The organism is Rahnella inusitata (assembly GCF_965118895.1).
Taxonomy (GTDB): Bacteria; Pseudomonadota; Gammaproteobacteria; order Enterobacterales; family Enterobacteriaceae; genus Rahnella; species Rahnella inusitata_A.
On record NZ_CBCPJJ010000009.1, the window covers coordinates 1 to 25,785 of the forward strand.

The 25,785-nt window shown below is 54.2% G+C and carries 28 protein-coding genes, 1 tRNA gene and 1 pseudogene; 25 read left to right on the forward strand and 5 right to left on the reverse strand.

Annotated elements, in window-relative coordinates:
• The first annotated feature begins 443 nt into the window (after positions 1-443).
• The 17 genes from ACMHLI_RS08065 (at position 444) to ACMHLI_RS08145 (ending at position 14,696) form a co-directional block, all read left to right on the forward strand.
• Complete coding sequence (locus tag ACMHLI_RS08065) at positions 444-1,169, forward strand: beta-ketoacyl synthase chain length factor (protein ID WP_413529026.1); 726 nt, start codon at positions 444-446, stop codon at positions 1,167-1,169.
• 47 nt (positions 1,170-1,216) lie between these two features.
• Positions 1,217-1,981, forward strand: a complete 765-nt coding sequence (locus ACMHLI_RS08070) for a lysophospholipid acyltransferase family protein (RefSeq protein ID WP_413529027.1) — start codon at positions 1,217-1,219, stop codon at positions 1,979-1,981.
• 3 nt (positions 1,982-1,984) lie between these two features.
• Positions 1,985-2,242: a phosphopantetheine-binding protein gene (locus ACMHLI_RS08075; RefSeq protein WP_112169109.1), complete on the forward strand. Its 258-nt coding sequence runs from the start codon at positions 1,985-1,987 to the stop codon at positions 2,240-2,242.
• Positions 2,243-2,252: 10 nt separating this feature from the next.
• Positions 2,253-2,507: an acyl carrier protein gene (locus tag ACMHLI_RS08080; protein ID WP_112169111.1), complete on the forward strand. Its 255-nt coding sequence runs from the start codon at positions 2,253-2,255 to the stop codon at positions 2,505-2,507.
• A 95-nt stretch (positions 2,508-2,602) separates the two neighbouring features.
• Positions 2,603-3,091: a hypothetical protein gene (locus ACMHLI_RS08085; RefSeq protein WP_413529028.1), complete on the forward strand. Its 489-nt coding sequence runs from the start codon at positions 2,603-2,605 to the stop codon at positions 3,089-3,091.
• Positions 3,058-4,425, forward strand: a complete 1,368-nt coding sequence (locus ACMHLI_RS08090) for an AMP-binding protein (protein ID WP_413529029.1) — start codon at positions 3,058-3,060, stop codon at positions 4,423-4,425. The genes ACMHLI_RS08085 and ACMHLI_RS08090 overlap by 34 nt, the downstream gene beginning before the upstream one ends.
• Positions 4,422-4,766, forward strand: coding sequence for a 3-hydroxyacyl-ACP dehydratase FabZ family protein (locus ACMHLI_RS08095; RefSeq protein WP_413529030.1), 345 nt, complete (start codon positions 4,422-4,424; stop codon positions 4,764-4,766). Before ACMHLI_RS08090 ends, ACMHLI_RS08095 begins: the two co-directional genes overlap by 4 nt.
• Positions 4,763-6,484 carry a glycosyltransferase family 2 protein gene (locus tag ACMHLI_RS08100; protein ID WP_413529510.1) on the forward strand — a complete coding sequence of 574 codons (1,722 nt, stop codon included), beginning with the start codon at positions 4,763-4,765 and terminating at the stop codon, positions 6,482-6,484. Before ACMHLI_RS08095 ends, ACMHLI_RS08100 begins: the two co-directional genes overlap by 4 nt.
• A gap of 1 nt (position 6,485) precedes the next feature.
• Positions 6,486-6,929 carry an acyl-CoA thioesterase gene (locus ACMHLI_RS08105; RefSeq protein WP_413529031.1) on the forward strand — a complete coding sequence of 148 codons (444 nt, stop codon included), beginning with the start codon at positions 6,486-6,488 and terminating at the stop codon, positions 6,927-6,929.
• Complete coding sequence (locus tag ACMHLI_RS08110) at positions 6,926-7,531, forward strand: LolA family protein (RefSeq protein ID WP_413529032.1); 606 nt, start codon at positions 6,926-6,928, stop codon at positions 7,529-7,531. Before ACMHLI_RS08105 ends, ACMHLI_RS08110 begins: the two co-directional genes overlap by 4 nt.
• Complete coding sequence (locus tag ACMHLI_RS08115; protein WP_413529033.1) at positions 7,521-9,827, forward strand: MMPL family transporter; 2,307 nt, start codon at positions 7,521-7,523, stop codon at positions 9,825-9,827. The genes ACMHLI_RS08110 and ACMHLI_RS08115 overlap by 11 nt, the downstream gene beginning before the upstream one ends.
• Positions 9,824-10,399 carry a DUF3261 domain-containing protein gene (locus tag ACMHLI_RS08120; RefSeq protein ID WP_413529034.1) on the forward strand — a complete coding sequence of 192 codons (576 nt, stop codon included), beginning with the start codon at positions 9,824-9,826 and terminating at the stop codon, positions 10,397-10,399. The genes ACMHLI_RS08115 and ACMHLI_RS08120 overlap by 4 nt, the downstream gene beginning before the upstream one ends.
• Position 10,400: 1 nt before the next feature.
• Complete coding sequence (locus ACMHLI_RS08125; protein ID WP_413529035.1) at positions 10,401-11,573, forward strand: beta-ketoacyl-[acyl-carrier-protein] synthase family protein; 1,173 nt, start codon at positions 10,401-10,403, stop codon at positions 11,571-11,573.
• On the forward strand, positions 11,570-12,049 hold the full coding sequence (locus ACMHLI_RS08130) for a 3-hydroxy-fatty acyl-ACP dehydratase (protein WP_413529036.1): 480 nt from the start codon (positions 11,570-11,572) through the stop codon (positions 12,047-12,049). The genes ACMHLI_RS08125 and ACMHLI_RS08130 overlap by 4 nt, the downstream gene beginning before the upstream one ends.
• The gene (locus ACMHLI_RS08135; RefSeq protein ID WP_413529037.1) at positions 12,046-12,777 is read left to right on the forward strand and encodes a 3-ketoacyl-ACP reductase FabG2; all 732 of its coding nucleotides are present in this window, start codon (positions 12,046-12,048) and stop codon (positions 12,775-12,777) included. Before ACMHLI_RS08130 ends, ACMHLI_RS08135 begins: the two co-directional genes overlap by 4 nt.
• Positions 12,774-14,003, forward strand: a complete 1,230-nt coding sequence (locus ACMHLI_RS08140) for a beta-ketoacyl-ACP synthase (protein WP_413529038.1) — start codon at positions 12,774-12,776, stop codon at positions 14,001-14,003. The genes ACMHLI_RS08135 and ACMHLI_RS08140 overlap by 4 nt, the downstream gene beginning before the upstream one ends.
• 3 nt (positions 14,004-14,006) lie before the next feature.
• Positions 14,007-14,696 (forward strand): 4'-phosphopantetheinyl transferase superfamily protein, encoded by a 690-nt coding sequence (locus tag ACMHLI_RS08145; RefSeq protein WP_413529039.1) that lies wholly within the window; start codon positions 14,007-14,009, stop codon positions 14,694-14,696.
• Positions 14,697-14,806: 110 nt separating this feature from the next.
• Here the strand turns inward: ACMHLI_RS08145 and yafC are convergent, their stop codons facing one another.
• Positions 14,807-15,703 (reverse strand): DNA-binding transcriptional regulator YafC, encoded by an 897-nt coding sequence (gene yafC / locus ACMHLI_RS08150; RefSeq protein ID WP_413529040.1) that lies wholly within the window; start codon positions 15,701-15,703, stop codon positions 14,807-14,809.
• Positions 15,704-15,864: 161 nt separating this feature from the next.
• On the opposite strand from yafC, the pseudogene ACMHLI_RS08155 reads away from it, so the two are divergent.
• A pseudogene (locus ACMHLI_RS08155) lies at positions 15,865-15,945 on the forward strand (MFS transporter); the annotation flags it as partial.
• 149 nt (positions 15,946-16,094) lie between these two features.
• Entirely contained in the window at positions 16,095-16,886 is a 792-nt protein-coding gene (locus ACMHLI_RS08160) for an endonuclease/exonuclease/phosphatase family protein (protein ID WP_413529041.1), read from the forward strand.
• Positions 16,887-16,969: 83 nt separating this feature from the next.
• Here ACMHLI_RS08160 and mltD read toward each other — a convergent pair whose 3' ends face one another.
• Together mltD and gloB are read right to left on the reverse strand one after the other, a co-directional pair.
• Positions 16,970-18,358 carry a murein transglycosylase D gene (gene mltD / locus ACMHLI_RS08165; protein WP_413529042.1) on the reverse strand — a complete coding sequence of 463 codons (1,389 nt, stop codon included), beginning with the start codon at positions 18,356-18,358 and terminating at the stop codon, positions 16,970-16,972.
• 69 nt (positions 18,359-18,427) lie between these two features.
• Positions 18,428-19,183, reverse strand: a complete 756-nt coding sequence (gloB, locus tag ACMHLI_RS08170; RefSeq protein ID WP_413529043.1) for a hydroxyacylglutathione hydrolase — start codon at positions 19,181-19,183, stop codon at positions 18,428-18,430.
• Between the two features lie 43 nt (positions 19,184-19,226).
• Here gloB and ACMHLI_RS08175 point away from each other — a divergent pair, with 43 nt between their 5' ends.
• Positions 19,227-19,952 (forward strand): class I SAM-dependent methyltransferase, encoded by a 726-nt coding sequence (locus ACMHLI_RS08175; RefSeq protein WP_413529044.1) that lies wholly within the window; start codon positions 19,227-19,229, stop codon positions 19,950-19,952.
• Positions 19,953-20,008: 56 nt separating this feature from the next.
• On the opposite strand, the gene rnhA is transcribed toward ACMHLI_RS08175, so the two are convergent.
• On the reverse strand, positions 20,009-20,476 hold the full coding sequence (gene rnhA / locus ACMHLI_RS08180; protein WP_413529045.1) for a ribonuclease HI: 468 nt from the start codon (positions 20,474-20,476) through the stop codon (positions 20,009-20,011).
• A gap of 69 nt (positions 20,477-20,545) precedes the next feature.
• Between rnhA and dnaQ the strand changes: the two genes are divergently transcribed.
• Together dnaQ and ACMHLI_RS08190 are read left to right on the forward strand one after the other, a co-directional pair.
• Positions 20,546-21,277: a DNA polymerase III subunit epsilon gene (gene dnaQ, locus ACMHLI_RS08185; RefSeq protein WP_413529046.1), complete on the forward strand. Its 732-nt coding sequence runs from the start codon at positions 20,546-20,548 to the stop codon at positions 21,275-21,277.
• A gap of 139 nt (positions 21,278-21,416) precedes the next feature.
• Positions 21,417-21,493, forward strand: a tRNA-Asp gene (locus ACMHLI_RS08190).
• 83 nt (positions 21,494-21,576) lie between these two features.
• On the opposite strand, the gene ACMHLI_RS08195 is transcribed toward ACMHLI_RS08190, so the two are convergent.
• Entirely contained in the window at positions 21,577-23,079 is a 1,503-nt protein-coding gene (locus tag ACMHLI_RS08195; protein ID WP_413529047.1) for an NCS1 family nucleobase:cation symporter-1, read from the reverse strand.
• A 175-nt stretch (positions 23,080-23,254) separates the two neighbouring features.
• Between ACMHLI_RS08195 and ACMHLI_RS08200 the strand changes: the two genes are divergently transcribed.
• The 3 genes from ACMHLI_RS08200 to puuE are packed head-to-tail and all read left to right on the forward strand — an operon-like array spanning position 23,255 to position 25,696.
• Positions 23,255-23,989: a GntR family transcriptional regulator gene (locus ACMHLI_RS08200; RefSeq protein WP_413529048.1), complete on the forward strand. Its 735-nt coding sequence runs from the start codon at positions 23,255-23,257 to the stop codon at positions 23,987-23,989.
• Positions 23,989-24,747: an aspartate/glutamate racemase family protein gene (locus ACMHLI_RS08205; protein ID WP_413529049.1), complete on the forward strand. Its 759-nt coding sequence runs from the start codon at positions 23,989-23,991 to the stop codon at positions 24,745-24,747. Before ACMHLI_RS08200 ends, ACMHLI_RS08205 begins: the two co-directional genes overlap by 1 nt.
• Positions 24,740-25,696: an allantoinase PuuE gene (gene puuE, locus ACMHLI_RS08210; RefSeq protein ID WP_413529050.1), complete on the forward strand. Its 957-nt coding sequence runs from the start codon at positions 24,740-24,742 to the stop codon at positions 25,694-25,696. Before ACMHLI_RS08205 ends, puuE begins: the two co-directional genes overlap by 8 nt.
• The last annotated feature ends 89 nt before the right edge of the window (positions 25,697-25,785 follow it).

Consider the following 25,785-nt stretch of genomic DNA (forward strand, 5'->3'; position numbering starts at 1 on the left):
CTAATTGCACAGACCCTGAATCGAAAGATTCAGGGTTTTTTGCATTTGTTTTTCGTGATTTAAGATGTGCATTACCTCTTTGTTTCAATTCTCACGCATTATTTTGAGTAATATCTGTTCAAAACTGACCTGATTGCAGACTACTACTAATCTGATTGCGAAATAATTAAGCCAAATTGAATGCTTAATGATTATTTTCTATTTCAGAATAATTATTATTCGCTATTATTTATGATTGGTCTGGTTAATTATTAAAGGTAGTTCGCGCTATATATCGTCATGATCCAGTTTTTTAAAATCTAATATTCAGTCATAATATATACAACGTTAAAACACGTTAAAGAAATTTTCGATCCGCTATGACTGGCCGATAGATTGCAGATGCAACGCTCAATCAAATATCATAAAGTCGTAGCTCGGCAAATTCATAAAGATAACTCATCATGAAATTTTCACTGGATATACTTGACTGGCGGGCTCTCGCTCCGGGAATCGACAGTTGCGAAAACTGGATCCAGTGGGCTAATCAGCCTGATATCAATATGTTTTCCGGGGAATTTCCGAAAACGTCCCACATCCCGATGATGTCTGCGCGGCGTATGAGTATCGGTAGCCGACTGGCTGTGAATACAGGGCTCTCATTACTCGCCTCGCATAATATTGATGCTGCCATTTTTACCAGCCGTCACGGTGAGCTCGAACGTACAGGACGAATCCTGCATGTTTTGGCCGATGAACAATCGACTTCTCCAACAGAGTTCTCGATGTCGGTACATAATACAGCTGCCGGCTGGCTGACGATTATTAGTAAGGATCCGCTGCCAGTCACCTCACTGGCGGCAGGTGACGACAGTTTTCAGCAGGGTTTACTCGAAGCACAATCGATGCTTGCTGGCGGTGCTCGCCGGGTAATGCTGATTGACTTTGAAGGTGAAATACCGCCGATGTATGACAAATCGGTGAATTCTGAGTTTTTACCTTATGCTGTAGGAATAATATTAACCGCGGGTGATACATTGCAATGTAGCAACGTACTCTCTCCGGGTGATATTCATGTGGTTACCCTTCCTCAGAGCTTGCAATTCCTGCGGGGTTACCTTACATCGTCTCCTAACTTTAACGTCAATGCGGATAAACGTCGCCGCTGGCACTGGGTGCGTACTTTGTGAGAAACGTCTCTGTATTGCCCTGCGAAGTTTCTTCCCTTGCGAACAGGATGTGGCGATGGGCCGCGACAGGCTTCTTTTTCGCGCTTTTCGGAATTGGCGGGCTGTTGCTTTCAATCATATGGTTTAACCTGTTGCGGCTGATCGTCCGTCAGCCGGAGAGGTTGCACCGTATGACATTGAACAGTATTCGTAACAGTTTCCGTTTTTTCCTTGGCGGATTACGGATGTTTGGGGTGATGGATTACCGGTTTATCGGCGATGATAAGTTTGAGCAGGATGCCGGTTGTCTGGTCGTTGCAAACCACCCAAGCCTTCTCGACTATGTGATCCTTGCGTCGCGTATGCCACGCTGTGACTGCATTGTGAAGCAGGCTTTATTGCAGAACCCTTTTCTGCGCGGCGTTATTAAAGCGGCGGGGTATCTGGTGAATGCAGGTTCGGATGCTTTGTTACTGGCGTGCGAGGCACGTTTGCTGGCGGGGGGAACGTTATTAATATTCCCCGAGGGAACGCGCTCTTTGCCCGGCCAGCCGATGACTCTGCAACGTGGGGCCGCGAACATAGCGGTACGAGCGGGGAGCGATGTGCGGATTGTGCATATCTCCTGCCATCCGCCGATGCTGACTAAGCATGGGAAGTGGTATGAAATACCGCCCGTTAAACCTCAATTTGTCATTACGATTGCCGATAAAGTGAAAGCAATGGATTTTTTGGATGACCATGACCTTTCACCGGCCTTAGCCGCCAGACGCCTGACAGAGCATTTACGCACAGAGCTGATGGGCTGTAATATTCAAGATAACGAGAAATAAGCCATGGATTCATTAAGTCACGAGATAAAAGAACTGATCATTACAACCCTCAATCTGGAGGGAATGACGCCGGATGAGATAGAGACAGAGGCGCCGCTTTTCGGTGATGGTTTGGGACTCGATTCTATTGATGCTCTTGAATTAGGTTTGGCTTTTAAAAAGCAATACGGCGTGACCCTTTCGGCAGAAAGCCAGGAAATGCGGCAGCATTTTTATTCTGTAGAAAGCCTCGCCCGGTTTATATCAGTGCAGCGTGGTTAAAGAGAGTCCTATGCAGAAGCAAGAAATTTACCAGCAAATTAGCGAGTTATTAATCAAGCTGTTTGAAGTGGACGAAAGTGATATCAAACCAGATGCTAAATTATATGAAGATCTGGAATTAGACAGCATTGATGCTGTGGATTTGGTTGTTCATTTGCAAAAAACCACCGGCAGAAAGATTAAGCCAGAAATGTTTAAGTCAGTGCGCACCGTTCAGGACGTCGTGGATGCCATTGATGAATTACTTAACACGCCCGCTGAGTAACTTACGTGTCTAAGGTCCGGGACTCTGTCGCCTCGATTATCCGGTGGATAACCATCCTGGCGATAGTTGCCTATCCGATAGCCGTTTGGTGCGGATTGAAAACCTGGGGGATGGGGATTCTTGCTCCGCTGCTTGGTAGCGTTTTTATTCTACGTTTGCTGACTTTTCGCGGAAAGCTCAGCCAGCTGACTTTTTTTGGTAAAGCGATCGCAATAGCGGGCATTGCTCTGGTGGCTATCAGCGTTTTGTTACGCGAAACCTCCCTGTTGTTGTATTACCCGGTCGCGGTAAATTTATTGCTGTTCATTTTATTTTCTAGTTCATTACGGGCAAGGCAATCAATTGTGGAACGTCTTGCCCGTCTCAGTGAACCGGATTTACCGCCCGCAGGGGTGAGGTATACCCGACGCGTCACGCAAGTCTGGTGCATCTTCTTTGTGTTAAATGGTTCTCTGGCTTTATATAGCTGCCTTAACGGCGATGTGGATCTTTGGGCGCTTTATAACGGCGGGATCAGTTATCTGCTAATTGGCTTATTAATGGGTATTGAATGGACAGTCAGAAAGCGTCTGCAGCGGTTATGACCATTCCAATGAGCCAATGGCTAAGTGCGCAAAGAGCTGATGATCATCTGGTCGCCTGGAGCGAAAGCCGGGAATGGCGTCAGAACGAATTCCGTCGTGATGTCTTGTCGCTGATCACGAAACTACACGCCTTACCGTCGTTGCGCTGGGCAGTGTGTCTGGAAGATAACTATGCATTTGCCGTTACGCTGCTGGCGCTTCTCTACAGTCGTAAAACGCCGGTGTTGCCCGGCCATTTTCGCCAGGCCGTGCTGGCTGAAAAGCGGGATGAATTCGATGCGCTGATCACCGACCTTCCGCTTGAGCTGGATTGCCCTACGCTCACCTATCCCGGTGAGACAGCAACTTTTCTTTCTCCTTTGCCCGAATGGCCATGCAACGCATCGCTGATTTTATTTACGTCGGGATCGACCGGTAAACCGCAAAAAATTATAAAACCGGTGGCCAGTCTGGAACGCGAAAGTCAGTGGCTCGCCGCACTCTGGGGCGAAGATCTCGACGGCGCGTATTTTGCCGCCACCGTTGCCCCGCACCACATGTATGGTCTGACGTTCGCTTTTATGTTGCCACTGTCTCTGGGGGTTCCGTTCTGTGCGAGAAGTATTGAGTACCACGAGCAATTGCAGACTCTTGCGCTTGCCCGTTCAATAGTGCTTACCAGCAGCCCGGCATTTCTCACGCGGCTGGATCCCTCACTGGCAACAGCAAAGTTGCGGCAAATCTTTTCGGCAGGTGGACCGCTGACGCGCGACGCCGCGGTATTAGCTAAATCCACCTGCGATTGTGTTCCCGTAGAAATCTATGGCACCACCGAGACGGGGGTCATTGCGCACCGTCTGCCGGATGCTCCCTGGACGCTATTCGACGATATACATTTTAGCCACCGCGCTGACGGCTCTCTGACCCTGGTGTCTCCGCTGATCCCGCAAGCAGGCGGCATAATTCTCAGCGATGAGGTTGAAATCCTGCCAGATCAGAGACAATTCAATCTGCTTGGCCGTAAAGATCGGGTAGTGAAGATCGCTGAACAACGGATTTCGTTAAATGAGATTGAACAGCGGTTGTGTGGACTGGTTTTTGTGTCCGAAGCTTTCACATTGACGCTCGAAAAGCAGGGCCGGGTCTGCGTTGCTGCCGTGCTGGTTCTGAGCGCAGCCGGTGAAGAGCAGCGGCGCGAATTGGGGCACAACCCCTTTATCGGCCAACTGCGCCAGACGCTGCGCACATGGCTTTCACCGGTTTCAATCCCACGTTACTGGCGCATTGTTCCAGCTATCCCTGTTAACCAACAAGGCAAACGCGCTGCGGCTGAATTACAGGAAATGTTTTTATGATGATGCCTGAAGTACTGAGCCAGCAAAAAATCAGCGACACCAGCCTGAGCCTTGAACTGCAGCTCTCCGCCGATTTATTCTGGTTCCGTGGCCATTTTCCGTCTTCGCCGATTTTGCCGGGCGTCACGCAGGTCAACTGGGTGATGGATTACGCCAGCGCGCTTCTCGGGCTGGATAAGGTATTTTACGGTATGGAGGTAGTGAAATTTCAGCGTCCATTACTGCCCGGTGAAATCGTTAATGTGCAAATCGACTGGTTGAAAGAAAAACATCGTCTGGTTTTCCGTTACAGCCTCGGCGATGCGGTCGCCAGCAGCGGGAAAATTATTCTATGTCCATGAATCAGCAAGATGAGTTTTCTCCCTGCCTGATTATTCCCTGTTACAACCACGGTGTCATGATGGCGGATGTGCTGGAACGTCTCCGGCCTTTCGATTTGCCTTGTCTGGTGGTGGATGACGGCAGTGATACGGCGACCGCCGATGAACTGCAACGTCTGTCCGCAATGACACCCGGGATGAGCCTGACGCGGTTGCCGTCGAATCAGGGCAAGGGCGGGGCGGTGATGGCAGCACTACAGCTGGCGGCGGAGAAAGGTTTTACGCATGCCATTCAGGTCGATGCGGACGGTCAGCATCAGCTTTCAGACGTGCCCGCGATGTTGGCGGAAGCCCGTCACCATCCTGAATGTCTGATCTCCGGCCTGCCGGTATATGATGACAGCGTGCCGAAATCGCGGCTGTACGGTCGTTACATCACCCATTTCTGGGTGTGGGTGGAAACCCTGTCTTTCTCGCTCAGAGACAGCATGTGCGGGTTTCGTGTTTACCCTCTGAGGCCATGTCTGGCGCTGATGGCGAAACACCGTCTGGGGCTGCGGATGGATTTTGATACGGAAATTATGGTTCGCCTTTACTGGCAGGGAACACGCAGCCGCTTCCTGCCGACACGGGTAACTTATCCCGTCGATGGCGTCTCGCATTTCGATGCGGTGAAAGACAACATTAAGATCTCCTGGATGCACACCCGGTTGTTTTTTGGCATGTTGCCGCGCATTCCGTTTTTACTGCGCCAGCGGCAAAGTTCGCAGATCAACGAACATTGGTCTGCGACGCCGGAACGTCAGGGATTGTGGGGCATCCGCCTGATGCTTAAAGTTTATCGCCTGCTTGGCTACCGCGCTTTCCGCGTATTGCTTTACCCGGTGATCGGCTACTTCTGGCTGACCGGCCGCACTCAGCGCACGGCTTCGGCCCGCTATCTCGACCGCATACGTGAAACAGCTGCACAGCGCGATATCCCGCTGCCTTATCCGCTCAGCACTTTCCGGCATTTCATGCGATTCGGTGACTCGATGCTGAGTAAACTGGCGAGCTGGCAGGGCGATAATACCCTGACCGATGCGGTGCTGGTGCATCCTGAAATATGCGAGGCGCATATTGCCTCCGGTCGCGGCACACTGATCCTGGCCTCTCATCTGGGCGATATCGAATCCTGCCGCGCCATAGGCGCACTTAATCATCAGATAACCGTTAATGCGCTGGTTTTCACCGATAATGCCGAACGTTTTAATCAGGTGATGAAAGAAATCAACCCGCAGGCGGTGGTGAATCTGATTCAGGTCAGCAGGATGGGGCCGGATACCGCCATCCTTTTGCAGGAAAAGCTCGATGCCGGAGAATGGGTGGCGATCGTCGGCGACCGTACCTCTGCCAGTTCGCACCAGCGCGGTGAACATGCCCGTGTCATCTGGAGTGATTTTCTTGGTAAGCCCGCCGCCTTTGCGCAAGGGCCGTTTATTCTGGCCGCCGCGCTGCGTGCGCCGGTCATGCTGATGTTTGGCATCATGCAGCAGCAGCGTCTGCACATTTATTGTGAGTCTTTTGCCGATCCGCTGATCCTGCCGCGCGACCAGCGTCTGCCCGCCTTACAGGAGGCCGTCGATCGCTACGCCGCTCGTCTGGAGCATTACAGCCTGCTTGCGCCTCATGACTGGTTCAATTTTTATGATTTCTGGCAGCATCCCGCGGATGACGCCTCAGAGAGGAAACCTGACTGATATGACGTCCAAACTGGATCCCCGTTTTAACCAGCCGCGTTTTTCCACCCGCGTTGAAATCACCGTGCCGTTTCATGACGCCGATGCCATGGGCGTGGTCTGGCACGGTAATTATTTCCGTTATCTGGAAATTGCCCGCGAACAGCTGCTTAAACAGTTCGATTATGGCTATCGCCAGATGCAGGCGTCAGGCTACGTCTGGCCAATTGTCGACACGCGCCTGAAATACATCGCGCCGCTGTTATTTGAACAACGCATAGAAGTCCGCGCGCAGCTGGAGGAGATCGAAAACCGTTTGCGGATCGGTTATCAGATCTTTGATATCGAAACGGGCAAACGCACGACAACCGGCTACACCCTGCAGGTGGCGGTGGATGCGCAAACTAAAGAGATGTGTTTCGTCTCGCCGCAGGTTTTGTTCGATAAAACGGGAGTCAGCCTGTGAAATCGCTTTTGCTCATTCTGCTAACGATTTTCAGCGTCACGGCTCAGGCGGTCACGCTGGAGGATTTACAACAGCGTTTCAGCCAGGTGCCGGTTTTGCGCGCCGAATTTGCCCAGCAGCGGACGATCAGCGGGATGGCGCAACCGCTGAAGTCCAGCGGAAACCTGGTCATCGCCCAGCAGCAAGGGTTGTGGTGGCAGCAGGATAAACCTTTCAGCCTGACCTTATTATTGACCGAGAGTCGCATGGTGCAAATCATGGCCGGTCAGGATCCGCAGGTCATCACGGCGGACACCAATCCGCAGATGTTCCAGTTCAACTCGCTGCTCAGTGCCCTTTTTCATGCAGACCGTCGCGTGCTGGAGCAAAATTTCACGCTCGGGTTTACTGACCTTGGAAAGGGCGCATGGACGCTGATTCTCACTCCGAAAGTCTCGCCGCTGAACCGTCTGTTCCGCAGCATCCAGCTACATGGCGAAAATTTCCTGAACGAGATTGATATCAACGATATGCAGGGCGACGCGACGCACATCCGCTTCTTCAATCAGAAAACTACGCCAGCCACGCTGACCGATGAAGAGAAACGCCATTTTGCGTCCTGATCTTCATCGCCGCGCGGCACAAGGCTGGCTGCTGATTATTGCGCTGCTGGTGGCGGCGTTATTCTGGCTATTGCCACGCAGCCAGATCAACAGCAGCGTGCTGGCGCTTTTACCTCAGCAGCAGGGAGAAAATATTCCCCAGGCCATATCTGATGGCTTTACTCAGCGTCTCGATCGCCAGCTGATGTGGCTGGTCAGCCCGCCACCGAACGCGGGCGTCGCCCCCCTCAACGACTGGCTGAAACAACTGCGGGCACTGTCTGAACTGAGTCAGGTGGAAGGGCCGATGGACGCGCAGCACCAGCAGGAATGGGGCAAATTCTTCTATCAGCACCGCAACGCGTTGCTCGACGATGCCACCCGCCAGCGCTTAACGACGGGCGCGCAAGCGCAAAGCCAGTGGATCCTCGGTCAGGTATATTCCGCGTTTGCCGGTGTCAGCGGGAAAGAGCTGACCAACGATCCGTTATTGCTGGTTCGCGCCTCGCAAATGGCACAGCAGCAAAACAGCGGCGGCATGACGCTCGATCAAGGCTGGCTGATGGCCCGCGACAAACAGGGACGCAGCTGGTATTTGCTGCATGGCGAACTGAAAGCCTCGTCGTATGACATCACTACCGGCAAGAAAACCGTCGCCAGCCTGAATGCGGTGAAGCAAGCTTTTGAAGCCCGCTGGCCGGGCGCGCAAGTGCTGGCGCGCGGCACGATTTTTTACAGCAACTACGCCAGCCAGCAGGCTGAACACGATCTTTCCACCCTCGGTATAGCGTCGGTTGTCGGTGTCTTCCTGCTGATCTTACTGATGTTCCGCTCAATTCTGCCGATGCTGCTCAGTCTGCTTTCCATCGCGACTGGCGCGCTCGCAGGCACGGTCTTTACGCTGGGGGTGTTTGGCGAAATCCACGTGATGACGCTGGTGCTCAGTACCAGCATCGTAGGAATTTCTGCCGACTACACGCTGTACTTCCTCACTGAGCGGCGCGTCCACGGTGAAAACACTACGCCGCTGGAAAGTCTGAAAAAGCTGTTTCCGGCGTTATCGATGGCGCTGTTGACCACGGTGGCCGCTTATCTGATGCTGCTGATTGCGCCATTCCCCGGCCTGCAACAGCTGGCGGTATTCGCCGCTGCCGGGCTAAGCGCCGCCTGCATTACCGTGATGTGCTGGTATCCCTATTTATCGAAACGTCTGCCAGTCGGCCCGACGCCAGGGCTGGCGCTGATCTTCCGCTGGCTTCTTGCGTGGCGTAGCCGCAACGCGGTGCGCATCGGTCTGCCGGTAGCCATTCTCGCGCTCGCGGCAGGCGGCATTGCACAACTCAAAATCAATGATGATATTGCCGATTTGCAATCCCTGCCCGCCGCGTTACAGCAGCAGGAACAACAGATTGCCGCGCTGACCGGCCAGACAAACGATCAGAAATGGCTGGTAGTGTACGGCGATAACGCGGAGCAAACGCTGCAACGTCTCGAAGCTTTAAGGCCGAAACTGGCGAAGGCCAAAGCCGATGGCGTGATCGACGGCTACCGGATGATCGGACTGCCGTCGCAGGCGCAACAGAAGCGCGATTTAACACTGCTCACGCAGCGCGCGCCACAGGTTGTGACCGAGTTACAACAGGCGGGCGTCCGTGTACCGACTCCCGATCTCAGCCCGCAAACCGTGGATTCCCAGGCGTGGATTAACAGCGTCGTCAGTCAGGGCTGGCGCCTGTTATGGCTTACCCTGCCGGACGGCCGCAGCGCCACATTAATCCCGGTGAATGGTGTACAAGACAGCGCCGCAATGGGCGCCCTGGCAGCGTCGGAAACGGGTACTGGTTGGATCGACCGCAAAACCGAATTCAGCAGCCTCTTTTCCCAGTACCGCGTATATCTGACCTGGCTACTCGGTCTGGCAGTGGCGGTGATTGCCGCGATTTATCTCTGGCGCTTTCGCCTGCCGCACGGGTTGATTTGTCTGGTACCAACCGTCCTTTCGCTGGCCATGGGTATCGCGGCGCTGGGCTACAGCGGCCACAGTCTTAATTTATTTTCGTTGCTGGCGCTGATTCTGGTGCTGGGGATTGGCATCAACTACACGCTGTTCTTCACCAATCCGCGCGGGACGCCGACCACATCGATGTTTGCGATTTTTATGGCTGTCGTGACCACATTGCTGACCTTCGGGATGCTGGTCTTCAGCGCCACGCTGGCGATCAGCAGTTTCGGCATAGTGCTGAGTTTTGGCATTCTAACCGCCTTTCTGCTCTCCCCGCTGACCCTGCCGGTTAAAAAAAGAGGACGCCAAAAATGACCCGATTCACTTTCCCGGCACTGGCTTTTCTGATACTTACCCTCAGCGGCTGCGCGACTCCACCTCCTGCACAAACGCTGCCACAAGCCTGGCTGAAACCCGGCATACAGGTGAAATTACCGTCGCCGCAGCTGGCAACACCGGTGAGTCAACAGCAGTTGCTGACCGCCACCGTGAAGGGCAAACAACAGTCGTTGCTGGTTCTGCTTAACGCCGATGGAAAATCATTGCAGCTGGCGGGTCTCTCTCCGCTTGGGATCCGCCTGTTCAAATTGGTCTACGATCAACAGGGGATCCACACCGAACAGGCGATAAAGATCGACGGTTTGCCTCCGGCAAATCAGGTTCTGGCCGATATTATGTTCAGCTACTGGCCGGCAGAAAGCTGGCAGCCGCTGTTGCCGTCAGGCTGGCAACTGAAAGATGAGCCGCTGCGCCGCACGTTATTAGATAACCACGGCAATACGATCACCCGCATCGACTACCTGCCGAAGGGCAATACGCGTCAGCCGGTGTCGATCGCCCAGCAGGCTTTTCACTACCAGATAACCATCCAGAATGTCGGTGACTAACATGATTTACTTTTCGGCCGTGGGCATGGTGAATGCGCTGGGCAATGACGTTGCGCAGATTGCACAAAGTCTTACGACGGGCAGTGCGCCGGGTATGACTTTGCAGGAAGGCTGGCTGACGGAAAACCGTCCCGTCTGGCTCGGCGCGGTCACCGCCGATTTGCCTGCGATCCCGACCGGTCTCCTGTCGCACCGCAGCCGCAACAATCAGCTTTTACTGGCCGCGCTGGCGCAGATAGAAACACAGATCCACGCGGCGATCGCCCAATACGGCAAAGATCGCGTTGCGGTGATCATGGGGACCAGTACGTCTGGAATTGCCGAGGGCGAAGAGGCCGTGCGCTATTTACACCAGCACGGTGAATTCCCACTGGGTTACGATTATTCCCAACAGGAACTTGGCGATCCTTCGCAGTTTATGGCTGAATTTTTGGATCTGAGCGGGCCGGCTTACACACTTTCCACTGCGTGCTCGTCCAGCGCGCGGGCGATCATCAGCGGAAAGCGGCTGATCGAATCCGGGCTGGTGGATGCGGCTATCGTCGGGGGGGCAGACAGCCTGTGCCGGATGCCGTTAAACGGCTTTAATAGTCTCGAATCTTTGTCGCACGGGCAATGTACGCCGTTCGGGCAAAACCGCGACGGCATTAATATTGGCGAAGCCGCTGCGCTTATCCTGCTGACCGGGGAACCGGCTGACGTGGCGCTGCTGGGTGTGGGCGAATCCTCCGATGCGTGGCACATGTCTGCGCCGCACCCGGAAGGGCTGGGGGCTGAACGCGCTATCAACATGGCGCTAAACATGGCCGGGTTGAATGCGAATGACGTGGGTTATATCAACGCGCACGGCACCGCGACGCCGCTTAACGATCAGGTAGAGGCCGCCGTTATCCATCGTTTGTTCGGTGGTCGTACGCCGTGCAGTTCGACTAAACACCTTACCGGCCACACGCTGGGAGCGGCGGGCGCGACTGAGGCGGCGCTGAGCTGGCTTATCATTACGCAGAATCTAAGTCTGCCGCATCAGGATTTCGCGCTGACGCCGCGTGACGCCAGCCTGCCGGACATCTGGCTGGCAGAAGCCGGAGAGTCACTCGTCAAACCGGTTATCCTGTCCAACTCCTTCGCCTTTGGTGGGAACAATGCCAGCATTCTGATCGGAAGGCCGTCATGAGCACTCAACATGCTGCGCAATTCTTACCTCATGCCGCGCCGATGGTGCTGCTGGAAACCGTGATTGAAGTCACCACTGAAACCGCGCGGTGCAGCGTGAACGTTTCGAAAGACAGCGTGCTGGCGCCGTTTCTCAATGCGCAGGGCGCGCTGCCTGCCTGGTACGCTCTTGAACTGATTGCACAGACGATTGGCGTATGGAGCGGCTGGCATGGTGCGCACTCCGGCGAATCGCCGCAGTTAGGCATGCTGCTCGGCGGGCGGGGTCTGAAATGCACTGTGCCCGAATTTGCGGCAGGCAGTGAATTAGTGATCGACGTATCCATGGTATTACGTGATGAAAAAATCGCGAGCTTTGAAGGTGTTATCAGTATTAAGGGCGAACAAGACAACCTCCAGGTTGCCAAAGGACGGCTGAATACGTATCAGCCAGACAAGGATGAAATAATAAAATTAACTCAGGGGATGCAGGAATGACGCGTTCAGTATTAGTCACCGGCGCCAGTAAAGGGATCGGCAAAGCCATTGCCATTCAGCTGGCGAAAGACGGTTTTTTGGTAGCGATTCACTACCACAGCGATAAAACAGGTGCAGAAAGTACCTTGCAGCAGATCACTGAGTCCGGCGGTCACGGGCGCATTGTGCAGTTTGATATCAGTCAGCGCGCGCAGTGTCGTGAAGTGATTGAGGCGGATATTGAGGCTCACGGCGCGTATTACGGCGTGGTCAATAATGCGGGCATCACCCGTGATGCGGCATTTCCGGCGCTGACTGACGAAGACTGGGACGGCGTGATCCACACTAATCTCGACAGCTTCTACAACGTTTTACATCCCTGCGTAATGCCGATGATCGGTCTGCGCCAGGGCGGTCGTATTATCGCGCTTTCCTCGGTTTCTGGTATCACCGGCAACCGCGGGCAGGTTAATTACAGCGCGGCCAAAGCCGGCATTATCGGTGCCTGCAAAGCGCTGTCGCTGGAGCTGGCGAAACGCAAAATAACCGTCAACTGCATTGCACCTGGGCTGATTGATACCGGTATGCTCGACATGGAAAAACCGGCGCTCGACGCCGCCATGGGGATGATCCCGCTTAAACGTATGGGCAGCGCCGATGAAGTTGCGGGGCTGGCCAGCTATCTGATGTCGGACATCGCCGGTTACGTTACCCGTCAGGTGATATCCATCAACGGAGGCATGGTATGACGCATCGCGTGGTGGTCACCGGGATGAAAGGGATTACGGCGTTTGGCAACCACTGGGCCGACGTCAGTGCGCGCCTGCTAGAGGGGCGCAATGCTGTTCGCCATATGGATGAATGGCTGGTTTATCAGGGGCTGAATACGCATCTCGGTGCGCCAGTCGATGATTTTGTGGTGCCTGCGCACTACACGCGAAAACGCATCCGCTCGATGGGGCGCGTTTCGCTGCTTTCCACCCGTGCGGTCGAACTGGCGCTGGAACAGGCCGGTTTACTCGATGACCCGATCCTGACCGACGGCGAAACCGGCATTGCGTTTGGATCGTCTACCGGCAGCACCGGCCCGGTCAGCGAATTCGCGACCATGCTGACGGAAAAGCACACCAATAACATCACCGGCACAACCTACGTGCAGATGATGCCGCACACCACGGCGGTTAACGCCGGTTTGTTCTTCGGCCTGAAAGGGCGGGTGATCCCGACCTCCAGCGCCTGCACTTCGGGGAGCCAGGCCATCGGCTACGCCTATGAAGCCATCAAACACGGTTATCAGACCGTGATGGTAGCAGGCGGCGCAGAAGAGCTGTGTCCCTCAGAAGCGGCTGTATTTGATACCTTATTCGCCACCAGCCAGCAGAACGATCATCCTGAACGTTCACCCCGTCCGTTTGATGCACAGCGTGATGGGCTGGTGATTGGTGAAGGCGCAGGCTCGCTGATCCTCGAATCTCTTGAACACGCACAGGCGCGCGGTGCGACGATTTATGCTGAAATCGTCGGGTTTGCCACTAACTGCGACGCGGCACATATTACGCAGCCACAGCAATCGACGATGCAAATTTGCATCGAAAAATCGCTGAAAAATGCCGGTATTCCGGCGGCTGAGATCGGTTACATCAGTGCACACGGCACGGCAACCGATCGCGGTGATATCGCCGAAAGTCAGGCGACAGCAGCGGTGTTTGGCGACAGAACGCCAATCTCATCGCTGAAAAGTTACTTCGGCCATACGCTCGGTGCCTGTGGCGCGCTGGAAGCCTGGATGTCGCTGGAAATGATGCGTGAAGACCGGTTTGTGCCGACAATCAACCTGACGCAGCCGGATCCGCTGTGCGGCGAACTCGATTACATCATGAGCGAATCGCGACATATTCAGACTGAGTTTATTCAGTCGAATAACTTTGCCTTCGGCGGTATTAACACGTCGCTGGTTTTCCGCCGCTGGCCGTAACGGATGACTGCCGCGCGTCTGGTTACCGCCTCGCTGGATGACCGCTTTTCGCTGTCACGGTTGCCTGATGATCTTATTGTTCAAAGTGATAGCATGAACGCCGCCCGCCGCCAGCAATGGCTTGCGGGCAGAGCGTTGCTGGCCGAAGCGATGTTTACTTTCACCGGTTGCGAAATGCTACCTGCGATACAGATTTCGCCGCAGGGCAAACCTTCTTTTGTCGAACCTTCTCTTCCTTATTTCTCCCTCAGCCACAGTAAAAATTGCCTGCAACTGGTGCTTTGCACCGCAGGGGAAACTGGTTGTGATGTCGAGCAAATGCGCCCGCGTCCGCGCTATCTGGATATTGCACTGACCGCGTTCAGTAACACTGAATTTCAATGGCTTCTCGGGCAGGCGAATCCGCAGACGGCATTCTGGCAGTTGTGGTGCCTGCGTGAGGCGTGGCTGAAACAGCAGGGTGGCAGCGTCTGGCAGATGGACCGGATCCAGCTCGACCCCGCCGCCGGGCTCTTTACCTCGCAGCCGGATTCCGACAGCCGCTTATGGTGCGGGGCAGATGAGGCGGTGATGACCGCAGTTGCCGTCCCAGGAGGAGCGGGGGCACCGGAGGAATACCGGTTTGACGCGGGATCAGGATTGCTAAATTTGCAGACTCAGCGCGTCTGGGCGCAATTTGTGATGGCGCTTTGAGCGCTCAGTGGAGCGAGAGTATGGAAGCTCGCTGCGCGCGTTCAAAAATCCCCCGAAAGATAAGGCAATCACTGCTATCGAGAAACCGAAACGTTCCTAATCAAGTTCGATTACTTATCAGCTTTAGCGAGCTTTTCGCTCAGAAAATCAATAAAACACCGGATACGGGTACTTACCGCCTGGTCACTGTAATACACCGCATGCAGCGGCATCGCGATCCGCATAACCTCCGGCACCAGCATTTTTACCAGATCCCCACGCTTAACATCATCGTCGGTCATAAAATCCGATAAACAAGCGATACCGTTACCCTCCAGACACAGCCTGCGCAGTGTCTCGCCGCTGCCGGAGCTGATAAACGGCGTAATGGTCAACTGCTGGCCGTCGGCGCACAGCAGCGGCCATTTGTTCAGCGCAATCACTTCGTTAAAGCCCAGACAACGGTGCTTTAGCAACTCATCAACGCTCTGTGGCGTTCCCCACTTTTTAATGTAAGCGGGAGAGGCGAGTACGCTACGGTAGCTCAGCATCAGTTTGCGTGCCCGCAGGCTCGAATCCTCGAGCTCGCCGACGCGGATCGCTACATCCACTTTGTGGTCGATCAGATTGATGTTGCTCTCTGAAGAAAACAGCGCCAGCGACATCTTCGGGAAACGTTCAATAAATTCAGCCACCAGCGGCGTGATGACGTGCAGGATAACCGGCGTCGCGGCATCGACGCGTAACAGTCCCTGCGGATCGTCGCGGTTCTCCAGCAAATCATCTTCCGCGGCGGCCATATCATGCAGGATTTTTTGTACGCGGACGAAATACCGCTCGCCTTCGTGGGTCAGGCTGATCTGGCGCGTGGTGCGGTTGAGCAGCGTGATGCCGAGCTTTTGCTCAAGACGTTTCAGCGTCCGGCTGACCACCGAGTTATCCTGACCCAGCTGTTCTGCCGCACGACTGAAACTGCCGCTTTCCACCACGGTGACGAAAGTAATTAACTCCTCAGAACTGGCTCGCATTGTTGTTACTCCAGCATAAATAATTTCATACTTTGGCTATTTATATCATTTAATCACAGGCTCATAATTGCTGCCATCGAATCGAAATTCATTGTGGCCTTCGGCAATATCTGAGGAGGCAAACTGGCAACCGCCACGGTGCAGTAAAAGCCCTGACGATGATCTTCGCCTTCGCTAACGTGCCGGGATTACAGGTTTATATGGTGCAAAAAGCCGAAGAGATCGCACCAAACGCCGTGGATTGGCGTGGTCTATGCTAGCCTGTAGATATGGACAAGTTGTATACCAGTGTAAACAGATTTGGCCTGAGCTTTTGCGGGCGTATACTGAACGTTCGCTGAGAGAACGTCTCTCATATAGCATCAATAAAATGGGTGAACAGGCGATTAGCGTGCGAAAAAAAACATATGCAATGAGGTATGTCGCAGGTCAGCCCGCTGAGCAAATCTTTCCGGGAGCCCTCGCACACTTGGGGCCGGATTTGCCGCCGGGCGCGGCGCTGCCCAACTCGAATATTTTGCACGTCATGGTGTGGAATATCTTCAAACAACAACGTGCTGACTGGCTGTCAGTACTGCGGGATTTCGGCAAAGATGCCCAACTGGTGTTACTTCAGGAGGCACAAACTACGCCGGAACTGATCCGCTACGCCACGTCCAATTATCTGGCTGCCGATCAGGTACCCGCGTTCATGCTGCCTCAGCACCCCTCTGGCGTGATGACGCTGTCCGCTGCACATCCGGTCTACTGCTGTCCGCTGCGTGAGCGTGAGCCGCTTCTGAGGCTTGCTAAATCGGCACTCGTCACAGTGTACCCGCTCTTAGACGGCCGTTTACTGATGGTTGTGAACATTCACGCGGTGAATTTCAGTCTGGGTATCGACGTTTACAGCAAGCAGCTCGAGCCGATTGGCGAACAGATCGCAAACCATAGAGGGCCGGTGATCATGGCGGGAGATTTCAACGCCTGGAGCAAGCAGCGTATTAACGCGCTGTTCGGCTTTGCGGGGAATATTCATCTGGAGGAAGTGCGTTTCCCTGCCGATTACCGTAAACGCGCCTTCGGCAGGCCGCTGGATTTCATCTTCTATCGCGACTTAAGCGTCACCAACGCCTCGGTAATGGAAACCCGCGCCTCAGACCATAATCCGCTGCGGGTGGAGTTTCTGGCCGGTACTCCGTAAGTTAAGTAACAGCATCCTGCAAAAAAAAAGCATAAAAAAAAGCACCCGGAATGTTCAGGGTGCTTTTTTATGGTCGGAACCTGTCAGGTCTCCGGGCTCATTTTGTTGCTAACAAACAGCGTTAGCTTTTTGCCCGGCTGGAGGTTGTCCGCTGTCGCGTTCCAGCGCATCACATCTTTGATGTTGACGCCGTGACGCCTGGCAATGCTCGACAACGAATCGCCCTTACGTACCTGATACGTGATGCTGCCACCGTTCGCACTGGTATTACTGACGCTGTTATCCGCCACCTGCAGTGTTTGCCCAACTTTTAACGCGCCTGCTGAGCGCAAATTGTTCCAACGCTGTAGATCACGGGTCTTCACATTCAGCCGGGCTGCAATACTGGACAATCTGTCGCCGGGGCGAACTTTGTACTGTTTTGCACCTGACGGAGTGTTGCTGGCCAGTTGGGTTTTCTGCACTGCGGCGATATCGCCATCAGCCAGAGAATCTTTTAACTGGTCGGCATGCGCCTTCGGCAGAACAATGTAATGCGGGCCATTCGGCGCGGTTACATTTTTCTTGTAGCCAGTGTTAAACGACTTCAGCTTGGTCAGGGACATGCCTGCCATTTCCGCCGCTTGTGTCAATTGCATCTGCTGTCCGATTTCAACACGCGCCAGTGCGCGGTCTTCACTCGGTTTCGGCAAACGAATTCCATACTTCTTGTTATTTTTTAACAAATCGCTAAGCGCCAGCATCTTAGGGATGTAAATCGTCGTTTCACGAGGAAGCGACAGTGACCAAAAATCAGTCGGTAGTCCCTTTGCTTTGTTCGCTTTAACCGCTTGCATTACGCGACCTTCACCACTGTTATACGCAGCAACGGTCAGTAACCAGTCACCGCCAAACATTTTGTTCAGGCGTTGTAGCATATCAAGCGCAGCAGTTGTCGAAGCCACAACATCGCGGCGTCCGTCATACCACTGGTTTTGTTTCAAACCATAGTTCCGACCCGTCTGCGGCACAATCTGCCACAACCCGGCAGCGTTAGCTGACGAAGTTGCTTTGGGGTCAAAAGCGCTCTCCACTATGGGTAGCAGTACCAGTTCCATCGGCATATTACGTTTCTTAATCTGCTCGGTGATCCAGTACATGTACGGCTCTGCCCGTAATGTTACATCGTGGAGATAGCTCTTATGCTTTAAATATTTAACTCTTTGCTCGCGGATCCGGGGGTTATCCGGAACCTTCATCTTCAGCTCGTCGCCAATGAAGTTCCACAAATTTTGCTGAGAGGCTGCGTCGTTTCCATTCAACCATCCCCCAGAGGCCGCTCGGCCATCACCTGTGAACTGTCTTGCTTCTTCACTTTGACTTGCTGAAGACAAACTCTGCGCATATTGCTCGGGTTCTTGCGCGCCCTGCCTGGACGCCTGGCAACCCGTGAGCAACATGGAGGCGATTATTAGGATCGCATATGCCTTCATGTGTGTGTCATAGTTGCTTAAAAGACGAGCGATAATACTTTGCTTACGCCAAAAACACAACCTTTGGGTTCAGAAGCTATCTTTCAGAGCCCTTAAATGGGCGAAAACATGCCAGGTAGGTTTTAACGGATCGTTAAGGTTTAATTTGTTTTGTAAATCAATATCATCGCAACGTAAAAATAGGTTAATTTTACGCTCCAGACCGAGGGTTGAAGGCAGGGAAGATTGTCCCTTTTCACGCATTTGTTGCACTTTGTGCTCATGAGAATAAATATCATCATCGGCCGGTAAAACGGACCGTGCAAACTTAAGGTTTGAGAGAGTATATTCATGAGCAGCACAGATTAAAGTTTCATCAGGCAGTGCAGCTAACCGTTGAAACGACTGGTACATTTGCTCGGGCGTCCCTTCGAACAAACGACCGCATCCGGCGGAAAACATCGTGTCTCCACAGAACAGATAAGGCGCGCTATAGTATGAAATGTGACCTGATGTGTGTCCTGGCGTAGCAAAGATCTGCCATTTGAGACCGCCGATTTCCACTTTTTCGCCATCTTTAAGACTAATCTGACGAAATTTGTTCTCCGTTTCGTGAGGTCCGTACACTTTCAGAGCAGGGAAATGGCTGCAAATCTCGTTTACGCCATCAACATGGTCATGATGATGATGGGTCAGCAGGATGGCCGTCGGGGTTAAATTGTTCGATTTTAGTGCGGCTAATACCGGCGCGGCTTCGCCCGGATCGACAATCAAACAATGCCCGTGCTGGTCATCGAGCAACCAAATGTAATTGTCCTGCAACGCAGGAATGCTGATAAGATTCATGGCAACCTCTCTTTGGCAACTGCTTGAAAGAAGATAATAAAATATGCGACCCGCCCGCGCCCGTAAGAACATTGTTGCTCCGGCTTCATGGGATGAAATCCCGTGCGGCGACTACTACCGTGCCGCGCTTGAGCAACAACTGCAACCCTGGTGGGGGAAACTCTACGGTTTTCACCTGCTAAAAATCGGCGCATTAAGTGCCGAACTCAACGCCGAAGCCTGTCCTATATCGCATCAGGTGAATTTTGCCTCGCAGGGCGAGGGGCTGCATGTCAGGGGCGATCCCTATTATTTACCCTTCGCCGCGAAATCCGTCGATGCCTGCCTGCTCAGCCATACGCTGGCTTATGCCGAAGACCCCCACCGCATTCTGCGTGAAGTCGACAGGGTACTTATCGATGACGGCTGGATAGTGCTGAGCAACTTTAATCCGCTAAGCCTGCTGGGGCTGGGCAAGCTGATGCCATTTTTTCGCAAACGTCAGCCCTACACCAGCCGCCTTTTTACCCAGATGCGTCTGCTCGACTGGCTTTCATTATTGAATTACGAAGTGATGGTTCACCGGCGTTTTCATGTGCTGCCGTGGAAAAAGAACGGTGGAAAGCTGCTGAGCATGCATTTGCCCGCCCTGGGCTGTATGACGCTGATCATCGCCCGTAAGCGCACCTTCCCGCTGACGCCAACCGCCAAAAAGGCGCCTGCGCACAAGCAGAAAATCCCGCAGGCCGTCGGTGCGACCCGAAATTATCGGAAAGATCATCGGGACTAAGATTTATGCTCCTTCCCCTCTGGAGAAGGGAAGGATGAGAGGCGGGAAAAACGAAATTAACTTTCGGCCTGATAACCGACATCTTCCAGCGTCGGATTGCCCGCCGCTTCTTTTGCCAGTAAGTCACAGCGTTCGTTTTCCGGGTGACCGGCATGGCCTTTTACCCACATCCAGTTCAGCTGATGCGTCTGAATGGCGGCGTCGAGACGCTTCCACAAATCGACGTTTTTTACCGGCTTCTTATCCGCTGTTTTCCAGCCGCGCTTTTTCCAGTTGTGGATCCAGGTAGTAATCCCCTGGCGCACATACTGGCTGTCGGTGCTCAGTGTCACTTCGCACGGCGTGGAAAGCGCTTCGAGTGCCACAATGGCCGCCATCATTTCCATGCGGTTATTAGTGGTCAGCCGGAACCCTGCGCTGAATTCTTTTTCGTGCTGCTTATAGCGTAAAATCGCACCGAAACCGCCGGGGCCGGGATTACCCAGGCAGGAGCCGTCGGTGAAAATTTCTACCTGTTTGGTCATCTCTGGTAGACTCTTCCATCAAATGTAAAAGCCAAGTCTGACATAAACGAGCGCTGCGAGCACTGCAATATGATTTCTTCTCCTACCAGACAGATTGTTCTCGATACCGAAACCACCGGTATGAACAAACTCGGCGTCCACTACGAAGGACACCGGATTATTGAAATCGGTGCCGTTGAGGTGGTGAATCGCCGCCTGACCGGCCGCAATTTCCACGTTTATCTCAAACCCGACCGTCTGATCGACCCGGAAGCCTTCGGCGTTCACGGCATCAGCGACGAATTCCTCGCCGATAAACCGACGTTTGCCGACGTCGCCGACGACTTTATCGAATACATTCGCGGCGGCGAACTTGTCATCCATAACGCGACGTTCGATATCGGCTTTATGGATTACGAGTTCGACATGCTCGGACGTGGTCTGCCGAAAACTGAAACGTTCTGTAAGATTACCGACAGTCTGGCGATGGCGCGTAAGCTGTTTCCCGGCAAGCGTAATAACCTCGATGCGCTAAGCGATCGCTACCTGATCGACAACAGCAAACGCACGCTTCACGGCGCACTGCTTGACTCCGAAATTCTGGCTGAAGTTTATCTGATGATGACCGGGGGCCAGACCAGCATCAAGTTCACCCACGAGGGCGAGCAAAATACCGGAGCTGACGGGCAGGGGATCCAGCGGATTAAACGCCCGGCGTCGGGGCTGAAAGTGATTAACGCCAGCGAGCAGGAACTGACGTGGCATGAAGAGCGTCTGGATTTGGTGGTGAAAAAGGGCGGCAGTTGCCTCTGGCGTTCCTGAGTCATTATTTCGGGCTGTTGCACTTAAAATACGCAGGATGCAGAAAAACTGTGCAGTCGGTTGAAAACGAGAGGAAAAGCATTGACGCAATAGCGGCGATTCCTTAATATCCGCTTCGTTCTTAACCAGAACAAAACGCGGAGCGGTAGTTCAGTTGGTTAGAATACCTGCCTGTCACGCAGGGGGTCGCGGGTTCGAGCCCCGTCCGTTCCGCCACTATTCAGAAGCCCTGAGTGAGAAATCACTCAGGGCTTCGTCGTTTCTGCCGTCCTGGCAATGTTCCTTCCTGACAGGCCTTATTATTCCGTTTCGGTTTTCAGGTAGCCCACCTCGCCGCTGGTCACGCGATCGTGACGGGCGATAAAGCGATAACAGCCGCCGGAAAGCAACGCGCCAATAAACCAGCTGAAGTTCGCTACCTGATGAAGGCTCGGCGTAAAGCTGATGAGCAGGCCAATCACCACGGCGGGCACCAGCGCGGCGATGGCTTTCGGGTTGAACCCGTTGCGGTACCAGTACCGGCCGGACGGTGTGGCGTTGAATAGTGCATCGACGTCCATTTGGCCGCGTTTGATCAGATAATAATCCACCAGCAAAATCCCGAACAACGGACCGATGAATGCGCCCAGCACGTCCAGCGTGTAGTGAATAAGCTCTGGTGACTGGAACAGGTTCCAAGGTGTCAGCAATACGGAACCGACAGCGGCGATCATCCCGCCGGTGCGGAAGCTGATTTTCTGCGGTGAGCAGTTAGAGAAGTCGAAGGCCGGTGACACGAAGTTCGCCACGATATTGATACCAATGGTGGCGATGATCATGGTCAGCAAGCCGAGAGCCACGGCAACGCTGTTACCTACACGGCTGACGGTTTCGATGGGATCGGTGATCATCTGGCCGAACAGGGATTGTGTACCAGACACGATCACCACAGTCACAATCGAGAACAGCAGAAAGTTAAACGGCAGACCCCAGCGGTTGCCACGGCGGATTTCGCTCATGCTTTTGCCGTAGCGCGAAAAGTCGCCGAAGTTCAGCAGCGGGCCGGAGAAGTAGGAGACGACCAGCGCGGTGGCGGTCAGCATTTCCCAACCCTGCTGGCCGACGGTCAGCGTTTTGGTGGAAAGCGTGAACGAGATATTGCTCAGGCCAGTTTTATACAGGATCCAACCCGCCAGCATCAGCATCACCACGTACACCGCCGGGCCAGCTACGTCGATGAAACGCTTGATGGCGCTCATTCCATGCCAGAACACCATCGCCTGTAATACCCACATAATGCCGAAACAGATCCAGCCCAGCGCCGACAGACCCAGCCAGTGCGGTACGGTCAATGGCGTGATCGACGGGAAGAATTTCAGCAGCACCAGCATCAGTGCGCTGGCCGCCAGATAGGTCTGAATGCCGTACCAGGCGAACGCAATCAGTCCGCGAATGACCGCCGGAATATTGGCGCCAAACACGCCGAATGCCTGACGGCAAATCACGGCGTATGGCACACCGGCCTGCTGGCTCGGCTTCGCCATCAGGTTTGCACAAATCTGCACGATACAAATCCCGCACAGCAGACACAGCAACACCTGCCAGCTGGTCAGGCCGAGCGTGAAAAAGCTGGCGGCGACCACGTATCCGCCCATGCTGTGCACATCGGACATCCAGAAAGAAAATATGTTGTACCAGCTCCAGTTTTGGTGACGCGTTGGCGCTAAATCATCATTACACAGCCGCGGGCTGTAATAAGGCTTGATGATCCCGGCGCTCTGTTCAGAGGACGCCGTGGCGGAGGTGATTTCCTGATTTGGCATAAATCGTGCTCCTGTCATAAACAACATGTGAAAGTCGGAAGCCGGATCCCGGCTGCCAAAAGATGAAAGCAGTCACAGGAGCACTGCACGAATCAGGCCAAATTTCACTTTTTGTATACAAAAAATCTATTTCATGTATACGATTAATACACGAACGGTATACGGAGTAACGGCAATGACCAGTTGGAGCGGGCTGAATACGGCCTATTTTACCGAGGATAAGGACGACCATATTTATAACGCGCTGGTGAAATCGATTGTCGAGCACCAGCTGTTACCGGGCAGCAAATTGCCGGAAGAAGCGCTGGCGGAAGTCTTTTCAGTGAGCCGCACCGGCATCCGCCGCGTGTTGCAACGCCTTGCCGCAGTGCAACTGGTGACGATCTTGCCCAAGCGTGGTGCGCACGTCACCACGCCGGACGCAGAAGAATCCCGCGATGTATTCGCCACCCGAAAAATTCTCGAATGTGCCAACCTGCCGCTGGTGATTGCCCGCTGTCAGTCCACGCATCTGGTGGCAATGAAAAAACTGGTGCAGGAAGAAAAGCGCGCCCACGAAGCGCGCGACGGTGCGGCGGCGATCCGTCTTTCCGCCGCTTTCCACGTTCAGATTCAGGCCATATCCGGCAATAAAGTCCTGACCGAATCGGTCTCTCAGCTGACGCTGCGATCCTCACTGGCGATCGCCGCCTGGGGCGCGCCATGGCAGCAGGGTTGCCGTTGCCACGATCATGAGGATCTTCTCGAACTGCTGAAAAAACGCGATATTGCTGTGCTGACCGAAAGCATGGCGCACCACTTCGACAGCATCGTCGCCAGCCTGCGTTTCGAGCAGAACAACGGACAGATGCCGGATTTTGCACAAATCTTCGCCTCCCAAAGGGCGGTTAACGCTGGGGAGATACGCTGATGTCGCGTCCGCTTTGTATACAACTCATCAATCCGAACACCAGCCGTGCGATGACGGAAGTGATGGCACAAACCGCACGCTCGGTCGCGGCGCGGGATACACAAATCATGGCGGTGTGCCCCGAAGAAGGCGCGCCGTCGATAGAAGGGCATTTTGATGAAGCTATCGCCACGCTCGGCGTTTTACAGCAGGTGAAAGCCGGGCGTGATGCGGGTGTAGACGGCCACATTATCGCCTGCTTCGGTGACCCTGGTTTGCTGGCCGCCCGTGAACTGGCGCGCGGTCCGGTGATTGGCATCGCAGAAGCGGCGATGCATCTGGCGACGATGCTGGCGACACGTTTTTCCATCGTCACCACGTTGCCGCGCACGCTGACTATCGCCCGTCATTTGTTACATCAGTACGGTTTCGAGCGTCACTGTGCGGCGCTGCACGCCATCGATCTGCCGGTGTTATCGCTGGAAGACGGCAGCGGGCTGGCGCAGCAGAAAGTGCGTGAGCAATGTATTGCAGCGAAAAAAAATGACGGTAGCGGGGCGATTGTGCTCGGTTGCGGTGGGATGGCCGATCTGGCGCAGGAACTGACGCTGGAGCTGAATATCCCGGTGATCGACGGCGTCAGTGCCGCTGTCAAAATGGTGGAATCGCTGGCGGCGTTGCGCCTGACAACCAGTAAACACGGCGATCTGGATTATCCGCTGGAAAAACCCTTGTCTGGCCGTTTTGCCGGACTGAATCTGAGAGATCATTATGCCTGAGTCTGATTATGGTTTTACCGAAGCCTACCCGCGTGACCTGATCGGCTACGCCGGTCGCCCGCCGCATGCCAGCTGGCCCGGCAACGCCCGTATCGCGGTGCAGTTTGTCCTTAATTACGAAGAGGGCGCGGAGAATAACGTCCTGCACGGCGACGCCGGTTCCGAACAATTTCTTTCGGACATCATCGGCGCGGCCAGTTTCCCTGACCGTCATATGTCGATGGATTCGCTGTACGAATATGGCTCCCGCGCCGGGTTCTGGCGGATCCACAATGAATTTCAGAAACGCGGCCTGCCGCTGACCGTGTTCGGCGTCGCCATGGCGCTGGCGCGTAACCCGGAAATCGTCAACGCCATCAAAGCGGCGGATTACGACGTCGTCAGCCACGGCTGGCGCTGGATCCACTATCAGGATATGAGCAAAGCCGAAGAGGCTGAGCACATGGAAAAAGCCATCACCGTGCTGCGTGACTTATTCGGCAAAGTGCCGCTCGGCTGGTATACAGGCCGCGACAGCCCGAATACCCGACAGCTGGTCGCGCAGTCAGGCGGTTTCCAGTATGACAGCGACTACTACGGCGATGATCTGCCTTTCTGGACGCCGGTCAAACTGGATTCGGGCGAAACTAAACAGCATCTGGTGATCCCGTATACGCTGGAAACCAACGACATGCGGTTTGCCTCTCCGCAGGGTTTCAACACCGGAGAGCAGTTTTATACCTATCTGAAAGACACGTTCGATGTGTTGTATGAAGAGGGGGAAACGTCCCCGAAGATGATGTCGATTGGGATGCACTGCCGGATACTTGGCCGTCCGGGACGTTTTCGGGCTTTACAGCGGTTTCTCGATTACATCGGGTCACATGAGCGTGTTTGGGTATGTAAAAGGCAGGAGATTGCGGACCACTGGGGGAGGGAGCATCCGGCTCCGGTTTCGGCTAAAGGATAAGGTCAAAACCTTGGGGTGTTGCCCACTTCAAATTCAAGGTCAAAACCTTGGGCTCGCCGCCCAAACCGGCCCAAAGGACGCGTAAACGC